At 76.6% G+C, this 18,521-nt stretch carries 19 protein-coding genes; 5 read left to right on the top strand and 14 right to left on the bottom strand.

Annotated elements, in window-relative coordinates; translation table 11 throughout:
• Positions 1-48: 48 nt before the first annotated feature.
• From hemL to VGB14_16880, 9 genes are all read right to left on the bottom strand, one after another.
• Positions 49-1,341, bottom strand: coding sequence for a glutamate-1-semialdehyde 2,1-aminomutase (gene hemL, locus VGB14_16920; GenBank protein ID HEX9994615.1), 1,293 nt, complete (start codon positions 1,339-1,341; stop codon positions 49-51).
• Positions 1,338-2,321, bottom strand: a complete 984-nt coding sequence (gene hemB / locus VGB14_16915) for a porphobilinogen synthase (protein HEX9994614.1) — start codon at positions 2,319-2,321, stop codon at positions 1,338-1,340. The genes hemL and hemB overlap by 4 nt, the downstream gene beginning before the upstream one ends.
• 115 nt (positions 2,322-2,436) lie before the next feature.
• Entirely contained in the window at positions 2,437-3,048 is a 612-nt protein-coding gene (locus VGB14_16910) for a hypothetical protein (protein ID HEX9994613.1), read from the bottom strand.
• Positions 3,049-3,555 carry a hypothetical protein gene (locus VGB14_16905; GenBank protein HEX9994612.1) on the bottom strand — a complete coding sequence of 169 codons (507 nt, stop codon included), beginning with the start codon at positions 3,553-3,555 and terminating at the stop codon, positions 3,049-3,051.
• 88 nt (positions 3,556-3,643) lie between these two features.
• Complete coding sequence (locus tag VGB14_16900) at positions 3,644-5,644, bottom strand: S9 family peptidase (protein HEX9994611.1); 2,001 nt, start codon at positions 5,642-5,644, stop codon at positions 3,644-3,646.
• Positions 5,617-6,735 carry a uroporphyrinogen-III synthase gene (locus VGB14_16895; protein ID HEX9994610.1) on the bottom strand — a complete coding sequence of 373 codons (1,119 nt, stop codon included), beginning with the start codon at positions 6,733-6,735 and terminating at the stop codon, positions 5,617-5,619. The genes VGB14_16900 and VGB14_16895 overlap by 28 nt, the downstream gene beginning before the upstream one ends.
• Position 6,736: 1 nt before the next feature.
• Complete coding sequence (gene hemC, locus VGB14_16890; GenBank protein ID HEX9994609.1) at positions 6,737-7,627, bottom strand: hydroxymethylbilane synthase; 891 nt, start codon at positions 7,625-7,627, stop codon at positions 6,737-6,739.
• 3 nt (positions 7,628-7,630) lie between these two features.
• Complete coding sequence (locus tag VGB14_16885; GenBank protein HEX9994608.1) at positions 7,631-8,890, bottom strand: glutamyl-tRNA reductase; 1,260 nt, start codon at positions 8,888-8,890, stop codon at positions 7,631-7,633.
• On the bottom strand, positions 8,866-9,558 hold the full coding sequence (locus tag VGB14_16880; protein HEX9994607.1) for a redox-sensing transcriptional repressor Rex: 693 nt from the start codon (positions 9,556-9,558) through the stop codon (positions 8,866-8,868). The genes VGB14_16885 and VGB14_16880 overlap by 25 nt, the downstream gene beginning before the upstream one ends.
• A gap of 71 nt (positions 9,559-9,629) precedes the next feature.
• Between VGB14_16880 and VGB14_16875 the strand changes: the two genes are divergently transcribed.
• The gene (locus VGB14_16875) at positions 9,630-10,322 is read left to right on the top strand and encodes a hypothetical protein (GenBank protein HEX9994606.1); all 693 of its coding nucleotides are present in this window, start codon (positions 9,630-9,632) and stop codon (positions 10,320-10,322) included.
• Here VGB14_16875 and VGB14_16870 read toward each other — a convergent pair.
• Positions 10,269-11,768 carry an AMP-binding protein gene (locus tag VGB14_16870; GenBank protein ID HEX9994605.1) on the bottom strand — a complete coding sequence of 500 codons (1,500 nt, stop codon included), beginning with the start codon at positions 11,766-11,768 and terminating at the stop codon, positions 10,269-10,271. The two genes, VGB14_16875 and VGB14_16870, sit on opposite strands and share 54 nt — an antisense overlap.
• A gap of 64 nt (positions 11,769-11,832) precedes the next feature.
• On the opposite strand from VGB14_16870, the gene VGB14_16865 reads away from it, so the two are divergent.
• On the top strand, positions 11,833-12,783 hold the full coding sequence (locus VGB14_16865) for an ABC transporter ATP-binding protein (GenBank protein HEX9994604.1): 951 nt from the start codon (positions 11,833-11,835) through the stop codon (positions 12,781-12,783).
• Positions 12,780-13,592 (top strand): ABC transporter permease subunit, encoded by an 813-nt coding sequence (locus tag VGB14_16860; protein HEX9994603.1) that lies wholly within the window; start codon positions 12,780-12,782, stop codon positions 13,590-13,592. The genes VGB14_16865 and VGB14_16860 overlap by 4 nt, the downstream gene beginning before the upstream one ends.
• A gap of 82 nt (positions 13,593-13,674) precedes the next feature.
• Here VGB14_16860 and VGB14_16855 read toward each other — a convergent pair whose 3' ends face one another.
• Genes VGB14_16855 through VGB14_16845 form a run of 3 tightly spaced genes read right to left on the bottom strand, consistent with a single transcriptional unit; the run spans position 13,675 to position 16,024 of the window.
• Positions 13,675-14,553 carry an SAM-dependent chlorinase/fluorinase gene (locus VGB14_16855; protein HEX9994602.1) on the bottom strand — a complete coding sequence of 293 codons (879 nt, stop codon included), beginning with the start codon at positions 14,551-14,553 and terminating at the stop codon, positions 13,675-13,677.
• A 4-nt stretch (positions 14,554-14,557) separates the two neighbouring features.
• Entirely contained in the window at positions 14,558-15,352 is a 795-nt protein-coding gene (proC, locus tag VGB14_16850; protein ID HEX9994601.1) for a pyrroline-5-carboxylate reductase, read from the bottom strand.
• 24 nt (positions 15,353-15,376) lie between these two features.
• Positions 15,377-16,024, bottom strand: a complete 648-nt coding sequence (locus tag VGB14_16845) for a DUF305 domain-containing protein (GenBank protein HEX9994600.1) — start codon at positions 16,022-16,024, stop codon at positions 15,377-15,379.
• 44 nt (positions 16,025-16,068) lie between these two features.
• Here VGB14_16845 and VGB14_16840 point away from each other — a divergent pair, with 44 nt between their 5' ends.
• Together VGB14_16840 and VGB14_16835 are read left to right on the top strand one after the other, a co-directional pair.
• Positions 16,069-16,635, top strand: a complete 567-nt coding sequence (locus VGB14_16840; GenBank protein HEX9994599.1) for a disulfide oxidoreductase — start codon at positions 16,069-16,071, stop codon at positions 16,633-16,635.
• Positions 16,635-17,324, top strand: a complete 690-nt coding sequence (locus VGB14_16835; GenBank protein ID HEX9994598.1) for a TlpA disulfide reductase family protein — start codon at positions 16,635-16,637, stop codon at positions 17,322-17,324. The genes VGB14_16840 and VGB14_16835 overlap by 1 nt, the downstream gene beginning before the upstream one ends.
• Here VGB14_16835 and VGB14_16830 read toward each other — a convergent pair.
• Positions 17,210-18,430 (bottom strand): MFS transporter, encoded by a 1,221-nt coding sequence (locus VGB14_16830; protein ID HEX9994597.1) that lies wholly within the window; start codon positions 18,428-18,430, stop codon positions 17,210-17,212. The two genes, VGB14_16835 and VGB14_16830, sit on opposite strands and share 115 nt — an antisense overlap.
• Positions 18,431-18,521: the final 91 nt, after the last annotated feature.

Here is an 18,521-nt window from a genome sequence, read left to right as displayed (position 1 = left end):
GCTGGCCCGCCGGAAACCGCCCGTCCCCCAAGGAGCCGGACGGTGATCCTAGCGCCCCGCAGGGTGTGCGTCGTCGGCCGCGACGACCTCGGCCGCCGCCTCCGCGGCTGCGGCCACCGCCTGGTCGAGCACCTCGTCGGTGTGGGCGAGGCCCGGGAAGAGCACCTCGTAGGGCCCGGGCGCGACGGCGACGCCGCGCGCCAGGAGGCCGTGGAACAGGCGGGCGTAGCGGTCGGCGTCGGTCCTGCGGGCCTGCTCGTAGTCGACCGGCACCCGGTCGCCGAGGAACAGCCCGACGAGGGGCCCGACCACCGGGACCCTGACGTCGAGCCCGGCGCCGGCCATGGCGTCGGCCAGCCGGCCGCCGAAGCGCCCGGCCCGCAGGGCGAGGGTGGCGTAGGCGTCGTCGTCGAGGTGGTCGAGCACGGCCAGCCCGGCCGCGGTGGCGAGCGGGTTCCCCGACAGGGTGCCGGCCTGGTACACGGGGCCGTCGGGGGCGAGCGACGCCATCACGTCGGCCCGGCCGCCGAAGGCGCCGATGGGCAGGCCGCCGCCGATCACCTTGCCGAACGTGGACAGGTCGGGCCGCACGCCGTAGTGCTCCTGCGCGCCGCCCCGCCCCAGCCGGAACCCGGTGATGACCTCGTCGAAGACGAGCAGGGCGCCGACCCGGTCGCACTCGGAGCGCAGGCCCTCGAGGAACCCGCTGACCGGCGGGACGAGGCCCATGTTGGCGGCGACCGGCTCGACGATCACGCAGGCGACCTCGTAGCCCAGGTCGGGGACGACGTTGTAGGGCAGGACCGTGGTCTCGGCCACCGCCGTCGGCGGCACGCCGGCCGAGCCGGGGAGGCCGAGGGTGGCCACGCCGCTGCCGCTCGCCGCCAGCAGGGCGTCGCCGTGGCCGTGGTAGTTGCCGGCGAACTTCACGATGGCGTCCCGGCCGGTGAAGCCCCTGGCCAGGCGGACGGCGCTCATCGTCGCCTCGGTGCCGCTGTTCACGAGGCGGACCTGCTCGCAGGCCGGCACCCGCTCGGCGATGGCCTCGGCCAGCAGCACCTCCCGCTCGGTCGGCGCCCCGTAGGAGGTGCCGTCGGCCGCCGCCGCCGTCACCGCGTCGACGACCGCGGGGTGGGCGTGGCCGAGGATGACGGCGCCGTAGCTCTGGACGAGGTCCAGGTAGCGGCGGCCCTCCACGTCCCACACCCACGGCCCCTCGCCCCGCTCGACGAAGTACGGCGTGCCGCCCACGGCCCGGAAGGCCCTGACCGGCGAGCTCACCCCGCCGGGGATCCGCCGCCGGGCGCGCTCGTAGAGGGCCTCGTTGGTGCGCTCGCTCATGCCCCGAGCGTCTCGGCCAGCTCGCGCGCGAAGTAGGTGAGGATCAGGTCGGCGCCGGCCCGCTTGACCGCCGTCAGGTGCTCGAGCGCCACCGCCGTGCCGTCGAGCCAGCCCCGCTCGGCGGCCGCCTTGACCATCGCGTACTCGCCCGACACGTGGTAGGCGGCGAGGGGCACGTTCACCTCGGCCCTCGCCCGCGCGATCACGTCGAGGTAGGCGAGCGCGGGCTTGACCATGACCATGTCGGCGCCCTCGGCCACGTCCATCCGGATCTCCTCGAGCGCCTCGCGGGCGTTGCTCGGGTCCTGCTGGTACCCCTTGCGGTCGCCGCCGGCGGCGATCGTGACGTCGACGGCCTCCCTGAACGGCCCGTACAGCGCGGACGCGTACTTGGCCGCGTAGGCGAGGATCGCCACCGCCTCGTGGCCGGTGCCGTCGAGCGAGGCGCGGATGGCGGCCACCTGCCCGTCCATCATCCCGGACGGGGCGACCACGTCGGCCCCGGCCTCGGCCTGGGCGACGGCCGTGCGGGCGTACAGCTCGACGGTGGCGTCGTTGTCGACCTCGCCGGCCTCGTCGACCACGCCGCAGTGCCCGTGGTCGGTGTACTCGTCGAGGCAGAGGTCGGCGAGCAGCACGACCCGGGAGCCGACCTCGTCGCGCAGGTCGCGCAGCGCCAGCTGGACGATGCCGTCGGGGTCCCACGCGCCCGACCCCTCCGGGTCCTTGGTGGCTGGGACGCCGAAGAGGATCACGGCCGGGACGCCGAGGTCGGCGAGGGCGGCGACCTCCTTGCGCAGCGACTCGCGGGTGTGCTGGACGACGCCGGGCAGCGAGGCGATCGGCCGGGGCTCGTCGATGCCCTCGCGCACGAAGAGCGGGGCGACGAGGTCGTCGACCGACAGCCGGGTCTCGGCCACCAGCCGGCGCAGGGCCGGGGTGCGGCGCAGGCGGCGCATCCGGCGCGACGGGAAGCTCACCCGACCGAGCCTACGACGCGAACCGGGCCGCCCCCCGGGGGACGGCCCGGGACGCGAACCGGGCCGCTCCCCGGGGGTGAGGGAGCGGCCCGATCGCGAACGGTGGGACGGATGGCTAGCTGTTGCGGCGCTTCCTGGCCGCCTTGGCCTTGGTGGCCTCGTTGCGCAGGCGGCTGGCCTCGTCGGCGGCGGTGGCGGCGTCGGACCGCTCGTCCAGCGCCTCCTCCTCCTTCTCCAGCTGGGCGAGGCGGGATCGCCGGGCCCGGCTGGCCGTGGCCTCGCGGGCCTCCTCGGCCTGCTCGCGGACCTCGGCCTTGCGGCGCCGCTCGGCCTCCTCGGCCTGCTGCTCGCGGCGCTGCTTGTCCTCCTCGGCCTTGCGGCGCTGCTGCTCGGCCCGCTCCTCGGCCTCCTCGCGGCGCTGCTCGGCCTGCTCGCGGCGCTCGGCGAACTCGCGGTCCGCCTCCTCGCGCTTCTGCTCGGCCTCGGCCTTCAGGCGCAGCGCCCGCTCGCGCTCGTCGGCGGCCACACGGCGCTGGCGGGCGTCCTCACGCAGCTCCTCGTCGAAGAGCAGCCGGCCGGCGAGGTCGCGGACGGCGGCCTCCGTGCGGTCGATGGCGAGCTCGGCGGGGCCGTCGAGGCGCAGCATCTTGGCGGTGGCGTCGAGCGGCATGCGCCAGAGGCGCAGGTACCCGTCGACCCACGCCCTGGGCAGGGTGTGCAGGTCCATCTACTTCTTCTCCTCGGGATCGATGGCGTCGGCCGCCACCTCGGCGCGGCGGGCCTCCTCTTCCAGCCGGGCGGCCTCGCGGGCGTCGTCCAGCCGCTCCTGCGCCGCCCGGCGCTCCAGCGCCTCGGCGGCGGACTCGCCGGCCCGCTCGTGGGTCTCGGCCAGCGCCTCCTGGCGCCGGGCGTCGGCCTCGGCCTCGGCCTCGGCCCGCTGGCGGTCGCGCTCGATGGCGGCCTCGCGCTCCTCGGCGGCCACCTCGGTGCGGAGCCGCTCGCGCTCCAGCTCGTTCTCACGTCGGGCCGCCTCGACCGCGGCCTCCTCGGTGCGCTGCTCGGCCTGGGCGGCCTCGGCCGCGGCGCGGGCCTCCGCCTCGCTCTGGGCATCCTGGAGCCGGCCCTCGCGGGCCAGCTCATCGTTGCCCACGAGCGAGCCGGCAGCGGCCTTGGCCTTGCCGGCCAGCTTGCCGAGGAGCCCCCCGGTCGTCGGCTCGGTCGTCGGGTCGGTCACGTCGTTCGCTCTCCTGTGTGCCGCGGGTGTTAGCCATTTGCATACCCGACGGATAACAGAAGCAAGCACGCGAGCACCGTGCCATGGGTCACCCGACGGCGAGCCTCCTGCGCCACCAGTCGACGATCAGCTCGGCCCGGTGGACCCGGTGGCGGGGCCAGCCCGACCGGGACAGCTCGTGGCCCTCCTCCGGGAAGCGCCAGTACTCGACGTCCCGGCCGAGCAGGCGCAGGGCGACGAACAGCTGGTCGGCCTGCTCGATCGGGCAGCGCAGGTCGTTCTCCGAGTGGAGGATCAGCAGCGGCGTGCGGATGTCGCGCACGTAGCTGATCGGCGACATGCGCAGCAGCTCCTCGGGCTTGTCGAGGTGCAGGAACCCGAACTGGTGGCGGAAGGCGCCGGCGATGTCGCAGGTCGCCTCCTCGGTGAGCAGGTTGTTGACCGCCCGCTCCGAGATGCCGGCCGCGAACCGGTCGGAGTGGCCGACGATCCACGACGTCATGTAGCCGCCGTAGGAGCCGCCCATGACGCCGAGGCGCTCGGGGTCGATCCACGGGTTGCGCTCCACGGTGGCGTCGACCACGGCCATGAGGTCGTCGTAGTCGAGCCCGCCCCAGCCGGTGCCAGGGGCCTCGGACGCCTCGGGCGAGCGGATGGCCCGCACCCAGTCCTCGGTGAACCCGGTCGAGCCGTGGGGGTTGCAGTACACGACGGCCACCCCGGCCGACGCGTACAGCTGGACCTCGTCGAAGTACCGGTTGCCGTACTGGGTGGCCGGCCCGCCGTGGATGGTCATCACGAGCGGGCAGCCGGCCTCGACCGACTCGTCGAGCCCGGGCGGGCGCACCAGCCAGGCGTCGATCTCGCCGCCGCCCGGCGACGGCACCGTGAACCGCTCGGCCGGCAGGGGCGGGCAGGCGGCGAGGAAGCCGTCGGCGAACGAGGTCAGCTTGCGCTCCTCGCCGCCGACCACGGAGAACAGCTCGCCCGGCGACGTGAGGGTGGTGGCCGTGAACCCGACGGTGCCGGCGGCGAGGTCGTAGCCGGTGATCCAGCGCTCGCCGGCGACGACCCGCTCGGGGGCCGAGGAGCCGTCGGCCGCCACCCGGTACACGTGGACGTCGCCCCGGTCCTCGATCGAGAACCAGATCGTCTCGCCCTCCCAGTGGGGCGACCGGACGCCGGGGTACGGCGCGCACGTCCGGTCGAGGGACCGGGTCACCTCGGTGGTGGCGCCCGACTCGAGGTCGACGACGAGCAGGTTGGTGTGGCGGGGGTAGGCGTGGACGTCGACGGCCAGGCAGGCGATGCGGGTGCCGTCGGGCGACCACGACGGGCGGCTGTGGTCGAGCCAGGTCTTCGTCACGCGCTCCGGCTCCGGCGGCTCGTCGGCGGCCAGCGCGGCGTCCACGTCGACGACGAACAGGTCGACGGCCGGCTCGAGGTCCCAGTCCTCGTGGCGGGCGGCGGCGATGGCGAGGCGGCGGCCGTCGGGCGACCAGGTCGGGCCGGTGTGGTCGAAGGGGCCGGACGTGACCGCCACCGGGTCGGCCGAGCCGTCGGCGGGCACGACGAACACCTGGGTGGGCCGGTCGACGGTCCAGCCGACGTCGTCGAGGCGGCTCTGGAGCCGCTCGATGCGCCGGGGCCGGCGGCCCCGCTCGTCCTCGGCCTCCTCGTAGCGGGGCGAGCGCTGCCGCGCGCTGTAGGCGATGCGCCGGCCGTCGGGCGACCAGGCCAGCAGGTCGACGGTCTCGGGCAGCTCGGCCAGGGTGGCGACCTCCCCGGTGCCGTCGACGTGCACGACGTGGACGGTCGTGACGCTGGCGCCCTTGGGCCCCTTGGTGACCGTGCGGGTGAACGCCACCCGGCCGCCGTCCGGGGACCACGCCGGGTGCAGGTCGCGGTGCTCGCCGGCCGTCAGCCGGCGGGGCGCCGAGCCGCCGTCGGCGGCCACCAGCCACACCGCGCTGCGGTAGTCGTTGGCGGGCAGGTCGACGCGCACGACGACGCAGGCGATGGTGGCGCCGTCGGGCGAGACGGCCGGCTGGGCGACGTCGATCAGCCGGCCGATGTCGGAGGGTCGCATCCACCCACCGTACCGGCCGTCACCGTGCGCACCAGGGCGTCGACCAGCCCGTCGACCGTGTGCGGGTCGGCCTCCGCGGCGACGGCCAGCCCGTGCTCGCGGGCCGTCGCCGCGGTCACCGGCCCGATGCAGGCGACGACGGGCGGCACCGCGCCGGGCCCGGCGGCGGCCAGCCACGACGTGACCGTGGAGGACGACGTGAAGCAGATGGCGCCGGCCGCGGCGGCCGCCGCCCGCTGGGCGCCGGTGAGGTGGGCGGGGACGGTGCGGTAGGCGGGGACGACGTCGACCCGCCAGCCCCTGGCCGCCAGGCCGTCGGGGAGGACGTCCCTCGCCACCTCGGCCCTGGCCAGCAGCACCCGGCCGCCCCCCGGCGGGGGGTCGGGCATGGCCTCGAGCAGCGACTCGGCCACGAACCGCTCGGGCACGAGGTCGGCGACGACCGACCGGCGGGCGAGGGCGGCGGCCGTGCCCGGGCCGATGGCCGCCACCTTGGCCGGGCCGAGGCGGCGGGCGTCGCGGAGGGCGTCGAGGAAGCGGTCGGCGCCGTTGGCCGAGGTCACCGCCACCCAGTCGTAGGCGTGCGCCCCGGCCGCCGCGGCCCGCAGGGCGGCGCCGCCGTCGGGCGGGTCGACGACCTCGATGGCGGGGACCTCGACGGGCTCGGCGCCGGCGTCGCGCAGCCGGGCCGACAGCTCGCCGGCCTGGCCCCGGGGCCGGGTGACGACGACGCGGAGGCCGGCGAGCGGCAACCCGGACCGCCAGCCGGCCGGCGCGGCCGGCCGGAGGCCGGGCACGACCTCGACGGCCACGCCGGCGGCCCGCAGGGCGTTGGCCTCGGCCAGCGCCGCCGGGTCGGCGAACGGGTCGCCGGCCACCACCCGCACGACCCGCTCCCGCCGCCCCCGCTCGGCCAGCACGGCCGCCGGCGCGGCGGGGAGCCGCTCGGCCGTCGCCGGCGCCGCGCCCACCACCCCGGGCGCCACCGCGGGGTCGGCCACCACCACGTCCGCGGCGGCCAGCACCTCGGCCGCCCGCACGGTCAGCAGGGCGGGGTCGCCGGGGCCGGCGCCGACCAGGTGGACGGGCACGTCAGCCGGCCAGCAGGGCCCGCCCGCCGGCCCGGTCGAGCAGGTGGAGGGCGGCGGCCCGGCCGACGGCGGCGGGGTCGGCCGCCGGGCCGGCCGTCCGGTGCCGGAGCACGATGCGGCCGTCCAGGGTGGCGAGCACGGCCTCCACGGTGACGCCGTCCCCGTCGACCGTCGCCAGCGCGCCGGCCGGGAGGTCGCAGCTGCCGCCCAGCTCGGCGAGGAACCCCCGCTCGGCGTCGACCGCCACCCGGCTGGCCCGGTCCTCGACCGACCGGAGGGCGGCGAGCACGTCCTCGTCCCCCTCCCGGCACTCGACGGCCAGCGCCCCCTGGCCGACCTGGGGCACGAGGTCCACCGGCGACAGCACGTCGTCGGCCCGGTCGCCGAGGCCCAGGCGGTCGAGCGCGGCCTTGGCCACCACCACGGCGTCGACCCCGCCGCCGACCTTGCCGAGGCGGGTGGCGATGTTGCCCCGCAGGCCGGCGAAGGTCAGGTCGGGCCGGAGCCACGCCAGCTGGGCCCGGCGCCGCACCGACCCCGTCGCCACCCTCGCCCCGGGGGGCAGCTCGGCCAGCCGGGCGCCGACGAGCGCGTCGCGGGGGTCGGCCCGGCGGGGCACGCACGCGATCACCAGCCCGGGGGTCGGCACCGACGGCAGGTCCTTGGCCGAGTGCACGGCGAGGTCGGCCCGGCCGTCGAGCACGGCGGCCTGCACCTCCTTCACGAACACGCCCTTGCCGCCCATCTCCCAGATGGGCACGTCGAGGCGGCGGTCGCCGGTCGTCTCCACGACCACGGCCTCGACCTCGGCGGCCGGGGCCAGCAGGCCGGCGACGTGGTCGGTCTGCCAGCGGGCCAGCTCGCTGCCCCTGGTCGCGGCCAGGAGGCGCACGGGCTACAGCCCGAACAGCTCGCGGAGGGCGTCGGCCAGCCGCTCGCCCCTCGGCGAGCCGGCCGCCGCCTTGAGCTGCACGGTGGGCTCGTGGACCAGCTTGGCGACGACGCCCCTCGTCAGCGCCTCGACCGCCTCCCGCTGGCGCTCGTCCAGCCCGTCGAGCCGGGCCCGGAAGCGGGCCACCTCGGCCTCCCGCAGGGCCTCGGCCCGCTCGTGGAGCTGGGCCACGAGGGGGGCGACCGAGCGGGCCGAGCTGGCCTCGACCCAGCGCTCGACCTCGTCGGCCACGATGGCCCGCACCCGCTCGACCTCCCGGCGCCGGCCGGCCATCCCGGCCTCGGCGAAGCGGCGCAGGTCGTCCATGTCGAGCAGGGTCACCCCCGGCACCTCGGCCACCGCCGGGTCGACGTCGCGGGGGACGGCCACGTCCACGACGAGGAGCGGCCGGTCGGGCCGGCCGGCCATGGCCGGGGCCAGGTCGGCGTGCTCGACCATGATCGAGGTGGCCCCGGTCGAGGTGAGCAGCACGTCGACGTCGGCCAGGGCGGCCGGCAGGTCGCCGAGGCGGACGGCCCGGCCGCCCACCCGTCCGGCCAGGGCGACGGCCCGCTCCCAGGTCCGGTTGGCCACCATCACCTCGCCGGCGCCGGCGGCGGCGAGGGCGACGGCCATGCCCTCGCCCATCTCGCCGGCGCCGAGCACGAGGATGCGCCGGCCGGCGAGCGAGCCGAGCCGCTCCATGGCCATGGCCACGGCCGCCTGGGACACCGACGTGGTGCCCCGGCCGATGCCGGTCTCGGTGCGGACCCGCTTGCCGACCTCGATGGCGTGGCGGAAGGCCATGTTGAGGGTCGGGCCGGCGGCGCCCTCCTCGGCGGCCCGCTCCCACGCCTCCCGCACCTGGCCGAGGATCTCGCTCTCGCCGACGACCGCCGAGTCGATGCCGGCCGCCACCGAGAACAGGTGGGCGACGGCGGCGCGGCCGTGGTGGGTGTAGAGGTGGTCGCTGAACCCCTCGGGCGGCAGGAACACCAGGTCGGACAGCACGTCGCGGATGTCCTGGTAGGCGCCGTGGAAGCGCTCGGCGACGGCGTAGACCTCGGTGCGGTTGCAGGTCGACAGCAGCACGGCCTCGGCCAGGTTGGGCCGCGACGACAGGTCGGAGAGGGCCTTCGGCAGCTGGGCGCCGGTGATCGTCATGCGCTCCAGCAGGTCGAGCGGGACCGTCCGGTGGTTCAGCCCGACGACGACGAGCGCCACGGCGCACCTCCATCCTTCCGCGTCCCGGCCCCCACCCGATGCTGCTGGTAGAAGGAGAGGATCTGCAACTCGACGGCGAGGTCGACCTTCCGCAGGGAGATGCCCGGCGGGACGGTGATGACGGCCGGGGCGAAGTTCAGGATCGACGTGACGCCGGCGGCCACCAGCCGGTCGGCCACGTCCTGGGCGGCCGCCGCCGGCGTGGCGATCACGCCGATGGCGATCCCCTTGCCGGCGACGAGGTCGGGCAGGTCGTCGATCGAGCTGATCGACACGCCGGCGACCGTCTCGCCGACCTTGCCGGGGTCGGCGTCGACCAGCGCGGCGACCGGGAAGCCGCGCTCGGTGAACCCGCCGTAGTTGGCGAGCGCGTGGCCCAGGTTGCCGACGCCGCAGATGACGACCGGCCAGTCCTGGGTCAGCCCGAGCTCGCGGCTCATCTGGAACAGCAGGTACTGGACGTCGTAGCCGACGCCCCGCGTGCCGTAGGACCCGAGGTAGGAGAGGTCCTTGCGCACCTTGGCGGCGTTCACGCCGGCCAGCTCGGCCAGGCGCTCCGACGAGATCGTCCCGACCTTGGCCTCGGCCACCTCGAGGAGGCTGCGGAGGTACACCGGCAGGCGGGCCACCGTCGCCTCCGGTATCCGGCGTCGGGGTCGATCGACCATCTCGGGTCGATGGTACCGCCTCTCGTGCGCAAGTTCACAAGGCCGCAGCCGGACCGTACGCTGAGGGCGCCGTGACGACCCACCGGGCCCTCGCCGCCGCCGCCACCCTGGTGGCCCTCGCGTTCGCGCTCTCGACGCTCGAGCGGTGGCTGGCCCGGCGCCGTCGCCACGAGCTGGCCTGGACGGCCGCGCTGGTGCTGTTCGCCGCCGGGTCGGCCGCCCTGTGGGCCGGGGCCACGCTCGGCTGGGGGCCGGTGTCGTTCCGGCTCTTCTACCTGTTCGGCGCCATCGTCAACGTGCCCGTGCTCGCCCTCGGCACCGTCTACCTGCTGGGCGGCGAGCGGCGGGGCGACCGGTGGGCGCTGGTCGTCGCCCTCACGTGCGCGTTCGCCACCGGGGTCGTCGCCGTCGCCCCGCTCACCGGGGTCATCCACCCGGGCGAGCTGCCCAGGGGCTCGGACGTGTTCGGCGCCCTCCCCCGGGTGCTGGCCGCCGTGTGCTCCGGGGCCGGCGCCCTCGTCGTGCTGGCCGGCGCGGCGTGGAGCGCGGTGCGCCGCCGGCTCGTGGCCACCAACCTGCTGATCGCGGCGGGGACACTGGTGCTGTCGGCCGGCGGGCTGCTCAACTCCGTGGTCGACGAGATGGACGGCTTCGCCATCTCCCTCGTCGCCGGGATCACGCTGATCTTCGCCGGCTTCCTCGTCTCGTCGTCACGACGCCCGCAGCGCCCGCCGGAGCACCTTGCCGCCGGCGCCGACCGGTAGCTCGTCGACGAACATCACCTTCGTCGGGCACTTGTAGCGGGCGATCCGCTGCTCGCACCAGCGGATGAGGTCGTCCTCCTCGACGTTGGCCCCCTCCCGCAGGACGACCACCGCCTTCACGGTCTCGCCCTGGTAGGGGTGGGGGACGCCGACGACGGCGACCCCGGCGACGGCGGGGTGGGCGGCGATCACGTCCTCGACCTCGGCCGGGAACACGTTGAACCCCGACACGATGATGAGGTCCTTGGCCCGGTCGACCAGGTAGCACCAGCCGTCGTCGTCGACCACGGCGACGTCGCCGGTGCGCAGCCAGCCATCGGCCGTCAGCACGGCGGCCGTGGCCTCCGGGTCCTCCCAGTAGCCGGCGAACACGTTCGGCCCCCGCACCCAGATCTCCCCGGCGTCGCCCACCAGGGCGTCCTCGCCGTCCGAGTCGACGAGGCGCATCTCCATGCGGGGCACGAGCACGCCGATCGACCCGGGGCGGGGCGGCTGGCCGGCCGACGTGGTGACCACGGGCGACGCCTCCGTGAGCCCGTAGCCCTCGGTGACGCGGACGCCGAAGCGGGCCTCGACCGCCCTCGCCGTCTCGACCGGCAGCTTCGCCGCGCCCGAGGCGGCCAGGCGCACGGTGCGGAGGGCGTCGGGGTCGGCGTCGGGCAGGGCCGCCCAGGCCATCCACATGGTCGGGGCGCCGGGCACGACCGTGATCCGGTGGCGGACGATGGTCTCCAGGGCCGACGCCGGGTCGAACCGCTCGACCAGCACCACCTGGGAGCCGGCGTAGAGGGTGAGCCCGAGCACCACGTTCAGCCCGAAGATGTGGAACAGGGGCAGCACCCCGAAGGTGACGTCGTCGGGGTGCTGGGACCGGCCGGGGTGGCCCTGGACCTGCTCCAGGTTGGCCAGCAGGTTCCCGTGGGTGAGCATCGCCGCCCGGGGCGCGCCGGCCGTCCCGCTCGTGAACATGAGCACGGCGAGGTCGTCCCCGGCCCGGTCGACGAGCGGCGCCGGGTCGGCGGCCAGCAGGTCGTCGGCGGCGACGGCGCCGGGCAGGTCGACGCCGGGCAGCGCCACCAGGTGGGCGAGGTCGGGCAGGGCCGAGCGGTCGAGGTCGCCCACGGCGGCGGCCGCCGTCGGCCCGACGACGAGCGCCGAGGCCCGCACGGCGCCGAGCTCGCGCCGCAGCTCGGCCGCCGGGCTGGCCGGGTTCAGCGGCACGGCCACGAGCCCGGCCCCCAGCACGCCCAGGTAGGCGCGGGCGAACCAGGCGTTGTTGGGCACGGCCAGCGCCACCCGGTCGCCGGGGCGGAGGCCGAGGCCGGCGAGGCCGCCCCGCAGCCGGGCCACCTCGTCCCGCAGCTCGCCGTAGGTCGTCGTCCGGCCCCGGCTCACGAGGGCGACCCGGTCGGCAGGGTGGGGGTCGACGATGCTGGCCAGGTTCACGCCGGAACCCTACGCGGCGGCGTGGCGGGCCGGCGGGGTGGCGGCCGCGGGCCAGACTGGCGGGGTGGCGGCCGCCATCGAGACCGTCGACCTCAGCCGCTCCTTCGCCGGCCAGCCGGCGCTCGACGGGCTGACCCTGGAGCTGCCGGCCGGCGAGGTGCTCGCCCTGCTCGGCCCGAACGGCGCGGGGAAGACCACGACGGTCCGGCTCCTGAACGGCGTGCTCGCCCCCGACCGGGGGTCGAGCCGGGTGCTCGGGCTCGACTCCCAGGCGCACGCCGACGAGGTCAGGCGGCGCACCGGGGTGCTGACCGAGAACGCCGGCCTCGACGACCGGCTGACCGCGCTCGAGAACCTCGAGCTGACGGCCAGGATGCGGGGCATGGACCGGGCCGCGGCCAGGCGGCGGGCGGCCGAGCTGCTCGAGCGGTTCGCCATGGCCGAGCGGGGCCGGGACCTCGTCCAGGGCTTCTCCACCGGCCAGCGCAAGCGGGTGGCCCTGGCCAGGGCCCTGCTCCACGACCCCGAGGTGCTGTTCCTCGACGAGCCGACCTCGGGGCTCGACCCGTCGGCCACCCGCCAGGTCGTCGACCTCATCGCCGCCCTCGCCGCCGAGGAGGGCCGCACGGTCGTGCTCTGCACCCACTTCCTCGGCGAGGCCGGGCGGCTGGCCCACCGGATGGCCGTGCTCCACCGGGGCCGGCTGCGGGCCAGCGGGCGCCCGGACGAGCTGGCCGCCGCCATCTGGCACGGCCTCGACGCCGCCGTCGACCTCGGCGGCCCGCCGGCCGACGGGGCGCTGGCCGCCGTGCGGGCCGTCCGCGGGGTGCTGGCCGCCGAGCCGTCGCCGGAGGGAGCGCTGGTCAAGGTCGAGGCGAGGGACGTGCTGCCGGCGGTCGTCGCCGCCCTCGTCGGCGCGGGCGTGCCCGTCTACGCCGCCGTGCCCCGGCCCCGCACGCTGGAGGACGTGTACTTCGCCGTCGAGGCCGAGATCGCGGCCGAGGAGCGCCGGTGACGGGCATCGACTGGCGGGTGGTGCGGGCCGTCGTCGTGAAGGACCTGACGGCCGTGCGCCGGTCGAAGGCCGTCGTGATCCCGATGGTGCTCGTGCCGCTGCTCCTGCTCGTCGTCCTCCCGCTCGGCATCGGCCTGGCGGCGAGGGGCCAGGAGGCGCCGGGCGTGTCGGACTTCCTCGACTCGATCCCCGGCGACCTGGCCGCCCCGATCCTGCGCCTGCCGGCCCGGGAGCAGCTGCTCGTGCTCGTGAACGGCTACCTGCTGGCCCCGCTGTTCCTGATCGTGCCGATGATGGTCTCGGCCGTGCTGGCCGCCGACACGTTCGCCGGCGAGAAGGAGCGCAGGACGCTGGAGTCGCTCCTCCACCTGCCCGTCGCCGACCGCGACTTGTTCCTGGCCAAGCTGCTCGGCGCGTTCGTCCCCGCCGTCGTCGTCTCCTGGGCCGGGTTCGTGTGCTTCGCCGTCGTCGCCAACGGGGTGGCCTGGCCGGTGATGCACCGCGTGTTCGTGCCCACCCGGCTGTGGCTGGTGATGATCTTCTGGGTGGCCCCGGCCGTCGCCGCGCTCGGCCTCGGCGTGATGGTGCGGGTGTCGGCCAGGGCGAGGACCGCGCAGGAGGCCAACCAGCTGGGCGGGGCCGTGATCCTGCCGCTGATCTTCCTCGCCGTCGGCCAGGCCACCGGCCTGCTGCTCGTCGACCTGCCCGTCGCCGTCGCCATCGGCGCCCTCGTGTGGCTGGTGGCCGCCGTGCTCACCCTGCGGGGCGCCCGCCGCTTCCGCCGTGACGTGATCGCCGCGAAGCTCTAGCGGGCCAGGACGACGAACTGCACGAACGCCGCGCCGAAGATCATGAGCAGCAGGACGGCGACGGCGATCGTCGTGCCGGTCCTCACTGCGGGCGCTCGCGGGGGCGGAGGGTGACCGGGGTCGTCACCCCGCCGACGTTACCGGCGCCGCCGCCGCCGTCCTCCAGCCGCTCGAGGACGACGGTGTCGCCCGGCGCGAGGCGCAGCTCCTCGGCCGCCGAGCGCCGGTCGAGGGCGATCGACACGAGGCCGTAGGAGTCGACCACCAGCCCGATCTGCCCGGTGCCGATCGCCGCGTAGGCGTCGGCCCGCACCCCGGTCCGCCGGGTCTCGCCCATCCGCAGCCCGATGCGGTCGCCGTAGTCCTCGACCTCCTCGGGGCTGACGTTCAGCTGGGCGTTGCCGTAGCGGTCGACCCACAGCACCTCGGCGTGCAGGTCGCCGTCCTCGATCCTCGTGAGGGGGACGACGCCGGGGAGCAGCCCGGCCGGGTCGATCGGGTCGCCGAGGGCCTCGAGGGGGACGCCGGCGCACAGGTGGGCGGCGGCGGGGGCGAACACGTCCCGGCCGGCGAAGGTCGGGCCGGGCGCCGGCAGCTGGTGCTCGGTGCTGGTCAGCGACACGGCCCGCTCGGCCCCGCCGGCGAGCGACACGGCCGGGGCGAGCAGCCCGTTGTCCGGCCCGACGAGCACGCCGGCCCCGCCCGCCACCTCGACGGCCACCGCCCGCCTGGCCGTGCCGACCCCGGGGTCGACCACGGCCAGCACCACGCCGGCCGGCACGTACTGGATGGCCCTGGCCAGGGCGAGCGAGCCGGCCCGCACGTCGTGGGGCGGGATCCCGTGGGTGAGGTCGATGATCGTGGCGTCCGGCGCCAGGTCGTGGATGACGGCCTTCACGACGCCGACGAACTCGTCGTCGAGCCCGTAGTCGGACAGGAACGAGACGGTGGAGTAGGTCATCGCGTCACCTCGCACCCAGCTGGCGGGACCGGTCGGTGGCGGCCACGACGGCGTCGAGGAAGGCGGCCCGCACGCCGGCCGCCTCGAGGGCCCGCAGCCCGGCCGCCGTCGTGCCGCCGGGCGACGTCACCGCCGCCCGCAGCGCCTCGGGGCCGGCGTCGCCCTCGGCCAGCAGCCGGGCCGAGCCGAGCAGGGTCTGCACGGCCAGGGTGGCGCTGACGTCGCGGGGCAGGCCGACGAGCACGCCGGCCTCGACGAGGGCCTCGGCCACCAGGAACACGTAGGCCGGCCCGGAGCCGGACAGGCCGGTCACGGCGTCGAGCAGCGCCTCCTTCACCCGGACGACGACGCCGACGGCCCCGAGCACCTCCTCGGCCCAGGCCAGGTCGTCGTCGCCGGCCGCCGTGCCGGGGGCGACGGCCGCCGCGCCCGCCCCGACCAGCGCCGGCGTGTTCGGCATGGCCCGCACCACCCGGGTGCCGGCCGGCAGCCACGACTCCAGGGCGTCCAGGCGGACCCCGGCCATGATCGAGAGCACCCGGTCGACCGGGGCGAGGGACCGGCAGGCGGGCTCGGCGTCGTCGGGCTTCACGGCCACGACGGCGCCGTCGGCGGGCTCGGCCTCCCCGGCCACGCCGACGCCGGGGAACCGCTCGGCCAGCTCGTCGCGCCGGCCGGCCAGCTTCTCGACGACGAGGAGGTCGGCGGCCTCGGCCCACCCGGCGGCCAGCAGGCCGCCGACGAGCGCCTCGCCCATGCGGCCACCGCCCACCACCACGAGCCGTCGACCGTTCGCCACGGGGCCGGACCCTACCGAGCCGGGCTAGTGGGAGTGCTCCTCCATCCCCTCGCCCATGGCCGCGCCGGCCACGTCGGACAGGTCGAGGCCGAGCCGCTCGCCGAGCATGACCATCTCGGTGATCTCGCTGCGCTGGGCCGTCGCCATCGCCCTGGCCAGGTCGACGACGTCGCCGTCCGACGCCTCGTCCACGGCCGCCTCGGCCATCGCCACCCCGCCGGCGTGGTGCTCGATCATCAGCCGCAGGAACTGCTCGTCGGCCGCCGGGCCGGTCGCGTCGCGGAGGGCGTCGATCTCGTCCTCGGTCGCCAGCCCGGGCATCTCGTCGACCGGCACGGGGTCGCCCATCCAGCCCATGGCGGTGCCGTCGCCCGCGTCGGGCCGGTCCCAGGCCCGCAGCCGGCCGAGCATCAGCCCGATCTCGGCCTCCTGGCCGAAGGCGATGCTCTGGGCCTGGAGCACGACGGAGGGGTCGGCGCCGACGTCGGGCCGCAGCAGGTACGACGACATCTCGACGGCCTGGGAGTGGTGCTCGATCATGTCGTGGAGGAAGCCGACGTCGGCCGAGCCGTTCCCCGGCGGCCGGGGCTGGGCGATCGCCCAGCCGGCGGCGCCGGCGAGGAAGGCGACGGCGGCGACCAGCACGGCGACCCGCCACGGGCTCCAGCTCACGGCCGACCACCGTACCGATGGCCGCGCCGTTACCGTGGGCGGCCATGCCCGCCGCGTACGCGGCCGTGGTCGACCCGGACACGATGGGCCTGTTCTTCGCCCTGCTGGCCGTGCTGGCCGCGGCCGGCACCCTCGCCGTGGTCGCCGCCGCCGTGGCCGCGCGCCTGTCCCCGGCCGCCGCCCGCTGGTGGGCCGGCACCCGGCCGGAGGTGGCCCGCTCGGCGCTGCCGCTGGCCTTCGCCGTCGCCCTCGTCGCCACCCTCGGCAGCCTCTACTTCTCCGAGGTCGCCCACTTCCCGCCCTGCCGGCTGTGCTGGTTCCAGCGGGTCGCCATGTACCCCCTCGCCCTGCTGCTCGGGGTGGCGCTCGTGCGCAGGGACGCCGGCGTGCGCCCCTACGGGATCGCCCTGGCCATCGCCGGCCTGCCCGTGTCCGTGTGGCACGTGCTCGTCGAGCGCTTCCCGTCGCTCGACACCGGCAGCTGCGACCCGACCGTCCCGTGCACGGTCCGCTGGGTGGACGTGTGGGGGTTCGTCACCCTGCCGCTCATGGCCATGGTCGGCTTCGCCGCCGTGGCCACCCTGCTCGCCGTCCGCCCCGAGGAGCGCTGATGCCCGCCGACCGTCCCCGCCTGCCCCTGCTCGCCGTCGTCGCCGGCCTCGTCGTGGTCGCCGCCGTCGTCGCCGTCGTCGCCACCCGCGGGGACGGCGACGGCGACGAGGGCGTGGCCGCCGGCGACCGGTCCCCCGCGGCGGAGGCCGACGCGCCGGCCGCCGGTGGCGAGGAGGCCGTCGACGGCGCGACCGCGCCGGTGACCGTCGACGGCGAGGCCCTGCCGCCGCTGCCCGAGGGCGGCGACGACCCGGCCGTCGGCCGGCCGATGCCGCTGCTGTCGGGCACGTCGGCGGACGGCACGCCGCTCGTCGTCGGCGACGGCGGGCCGGGCGTCGTCGTCTTCCTCGCCCACTGGTGCCCGCACTGCCAGCGGGAGGTGCCCCTCGTCCAGGAGTGGCTGGCCGGCGGCGGCCTGCCCGAGGGCGCGTCGATCATGGCCGTGGCCACCGGCACCGACGAGGCCGCCCCGAACTACCCGCCGGCGGACTGGCTGGCCGGGGAGGGCTGGGAGGTGCCGACCCTGCTCGACTCGGCCGAGTACACGGCGGCCCAGGCCGCCGGGCTGACCGCCTACCCGTTCTTCGTGTTCGTGGACGGCGACGGCCGGGTGGCGTCCCGGGCGACCGGCGAGCTCGACGTGGACGTCCTGGCCGACACCCTGCGGTCCCTCACGAGCGAGGCGTAGCCGAGGAGGGCCACGCTCAGGCCCGACCCGAGCGCGAACGTCGTCCCCGTGCCGACGGTGGCGAGCGTCCCGGCCGCGACCATCGGCCCGACCGTCTGCCCGGCCCTCGCCGCCCCGACCCAGGCGGCCACCACCGCGCCCCGGCTGGCCGCCGGCGCCTCCTCGGCCACGGCGTCCTGGAGGCGGGGGACGAGCACGCCCTCGCCGAAGCCGTAGACGAGGGCCCCGACCACCAGCACGGGCAGGGTGGGCGCCCCGGCCATCACGGCGAACGCCACCACGAACAGCGAGAGGGCGACGAGCACGACCCGGTCGCCGCCCAGGCGCAGGTGGAGGCGGCCGACGAGGAGGGCGCCGAGCGTGGACGTCAGCGCGGGCACGGACAGGACGAGGCCGCGCTGGCCGGCGGTGAGCCCGAAGCGGTCCTCGAGGTGCAGCGGCAGGGTCGTGAGCAGCAGGCCGAAGATCAGCATGAACACGACGAAGCCGACCACGAGCACGCTGCCCACCCGCCGGGTGCCGACGGCCGACACGGAGGCGCCCAGCTGGGCCCGGACGGACGTGCCGGCGTCGGGGCGGACCTCGGCGAGCACCCGCCACACGACCGCCGCGGTGAGGAGCCCGACGCCGTAGGGGGCGAAGGCCAGCCGCCACCCGCCGAGGTCGGTGAGGAACCCGCCCACCGGCGGCAGCACGGCCAGGCCGACGGTCAGCACGGCGGCGTTGCGGCCGATCCGCCGGGACCGCTCGATGCCCTCCCAGTGGTCGCCGATGATGACGACGGCCAGGTTGACCAGGCCGGCCGCCCCGACCCCCTGGAGCAGGCGGAGCACGAGCAGCACGGTGAACGACGGGGCGAGGGCCGACGCCAGCCCGAACACGCCGAACGCGACGAGGCAGGGGACGAGCACGACCCGGCGGCCGAAGCGGTCGGCCAGCAGCCCGATCACCGGCGCCATCACGATCCCGGGCAGGGCGCCGGCGGCCACCAGCGGGCCGGCGGCGCCGTCGCCGACGCCGAGGTCGTCGAGCACGTCGGGCAGGGCCGGGTTGAGCAGGGTGTTGCCGAGCAGCCCGGTGATCGTGATCACGTAGAGCAGCGCCATCGGCGGCCGCCCGCCGGGCGCGGGAGGGCCCGAGGAACCTCCGGATGCCACCCGCACTTCCCCGATCAGGTGGCGCCCTTCCGCACCTCGG

It is taken from the genome of Acidimicrobiales bacterium (assembly GCA_036399815.1).
Taxonomy (GTDB): Bacteria; Actinomycetota; Acidimicrobiia; order Acidimicrobiales; family DASWMK01; genus DASWMK01.
Note: the sequence above shows the minus strand (reverse complement) of the source record. Positions and strands in the feature narration are given on the sequence as shown.

Excerpts from the sequence above, each read along its gene's own strand:
- hemL (HEX9994615.1), bottom strand. The coding sequence starts at position 1,341 with ATGAGCGAGCGCACCAACGAGGCCCTCTACGAGCGCGCCCGGCGGCGG.
- VGB14_16910 (HEX9994613.1), bottom strand. The coding sequence starts at position 3,048 with ATGGACCTGCACACCCTGCCCAGGGCGTGGGTCGACGGGTACCTGCGC.
- VGB14_16900 (HEX9994611.1), bottom strand. The coding sequence starts at position 5,644 with ATGCGACCCTCCGACATCGGCCGGCTGATCGACGTCGCCCAGCCGGCC.
- VGB14_16880 (HEX9994607.1), bottom strand. The coding sequence starts at position 9,558 with ATGGTCGATCGACCCCGACGCCGGATACCGGAGGCGACGGTGGCCCGC.
- VGB14_16855 (HEX9994602.1), bottom strand. The coding sequence starts at position 14,553 with ATGACCTACTCCACCGTCTCGTTCCTGTCCGACTACGGGCTCGACGAC.
- VGB14_16840 (HEX9994599.1), top strand. The coding sequence starts at position 16,069 with ATGCCCGCCGCGTACGCGGCCGTGGTCGACCCGGACACGATGGGCCTG.
- VGB14_16835 (HEX9994598.1), top strand. The coding sequence starts at position 16,635 with ATGCCCGCCGACCGTCCCCGCCTGCCCCTGCTCGCCGTCGTCGCCGGC.
- VGB14_16830 (HEX9994597.1), bottom strand. The coding sequence starts at position 18,430 with ATGGCGCTGCTCTACGTGATCACGATCACCGGGCTGCTCGGCAACACC.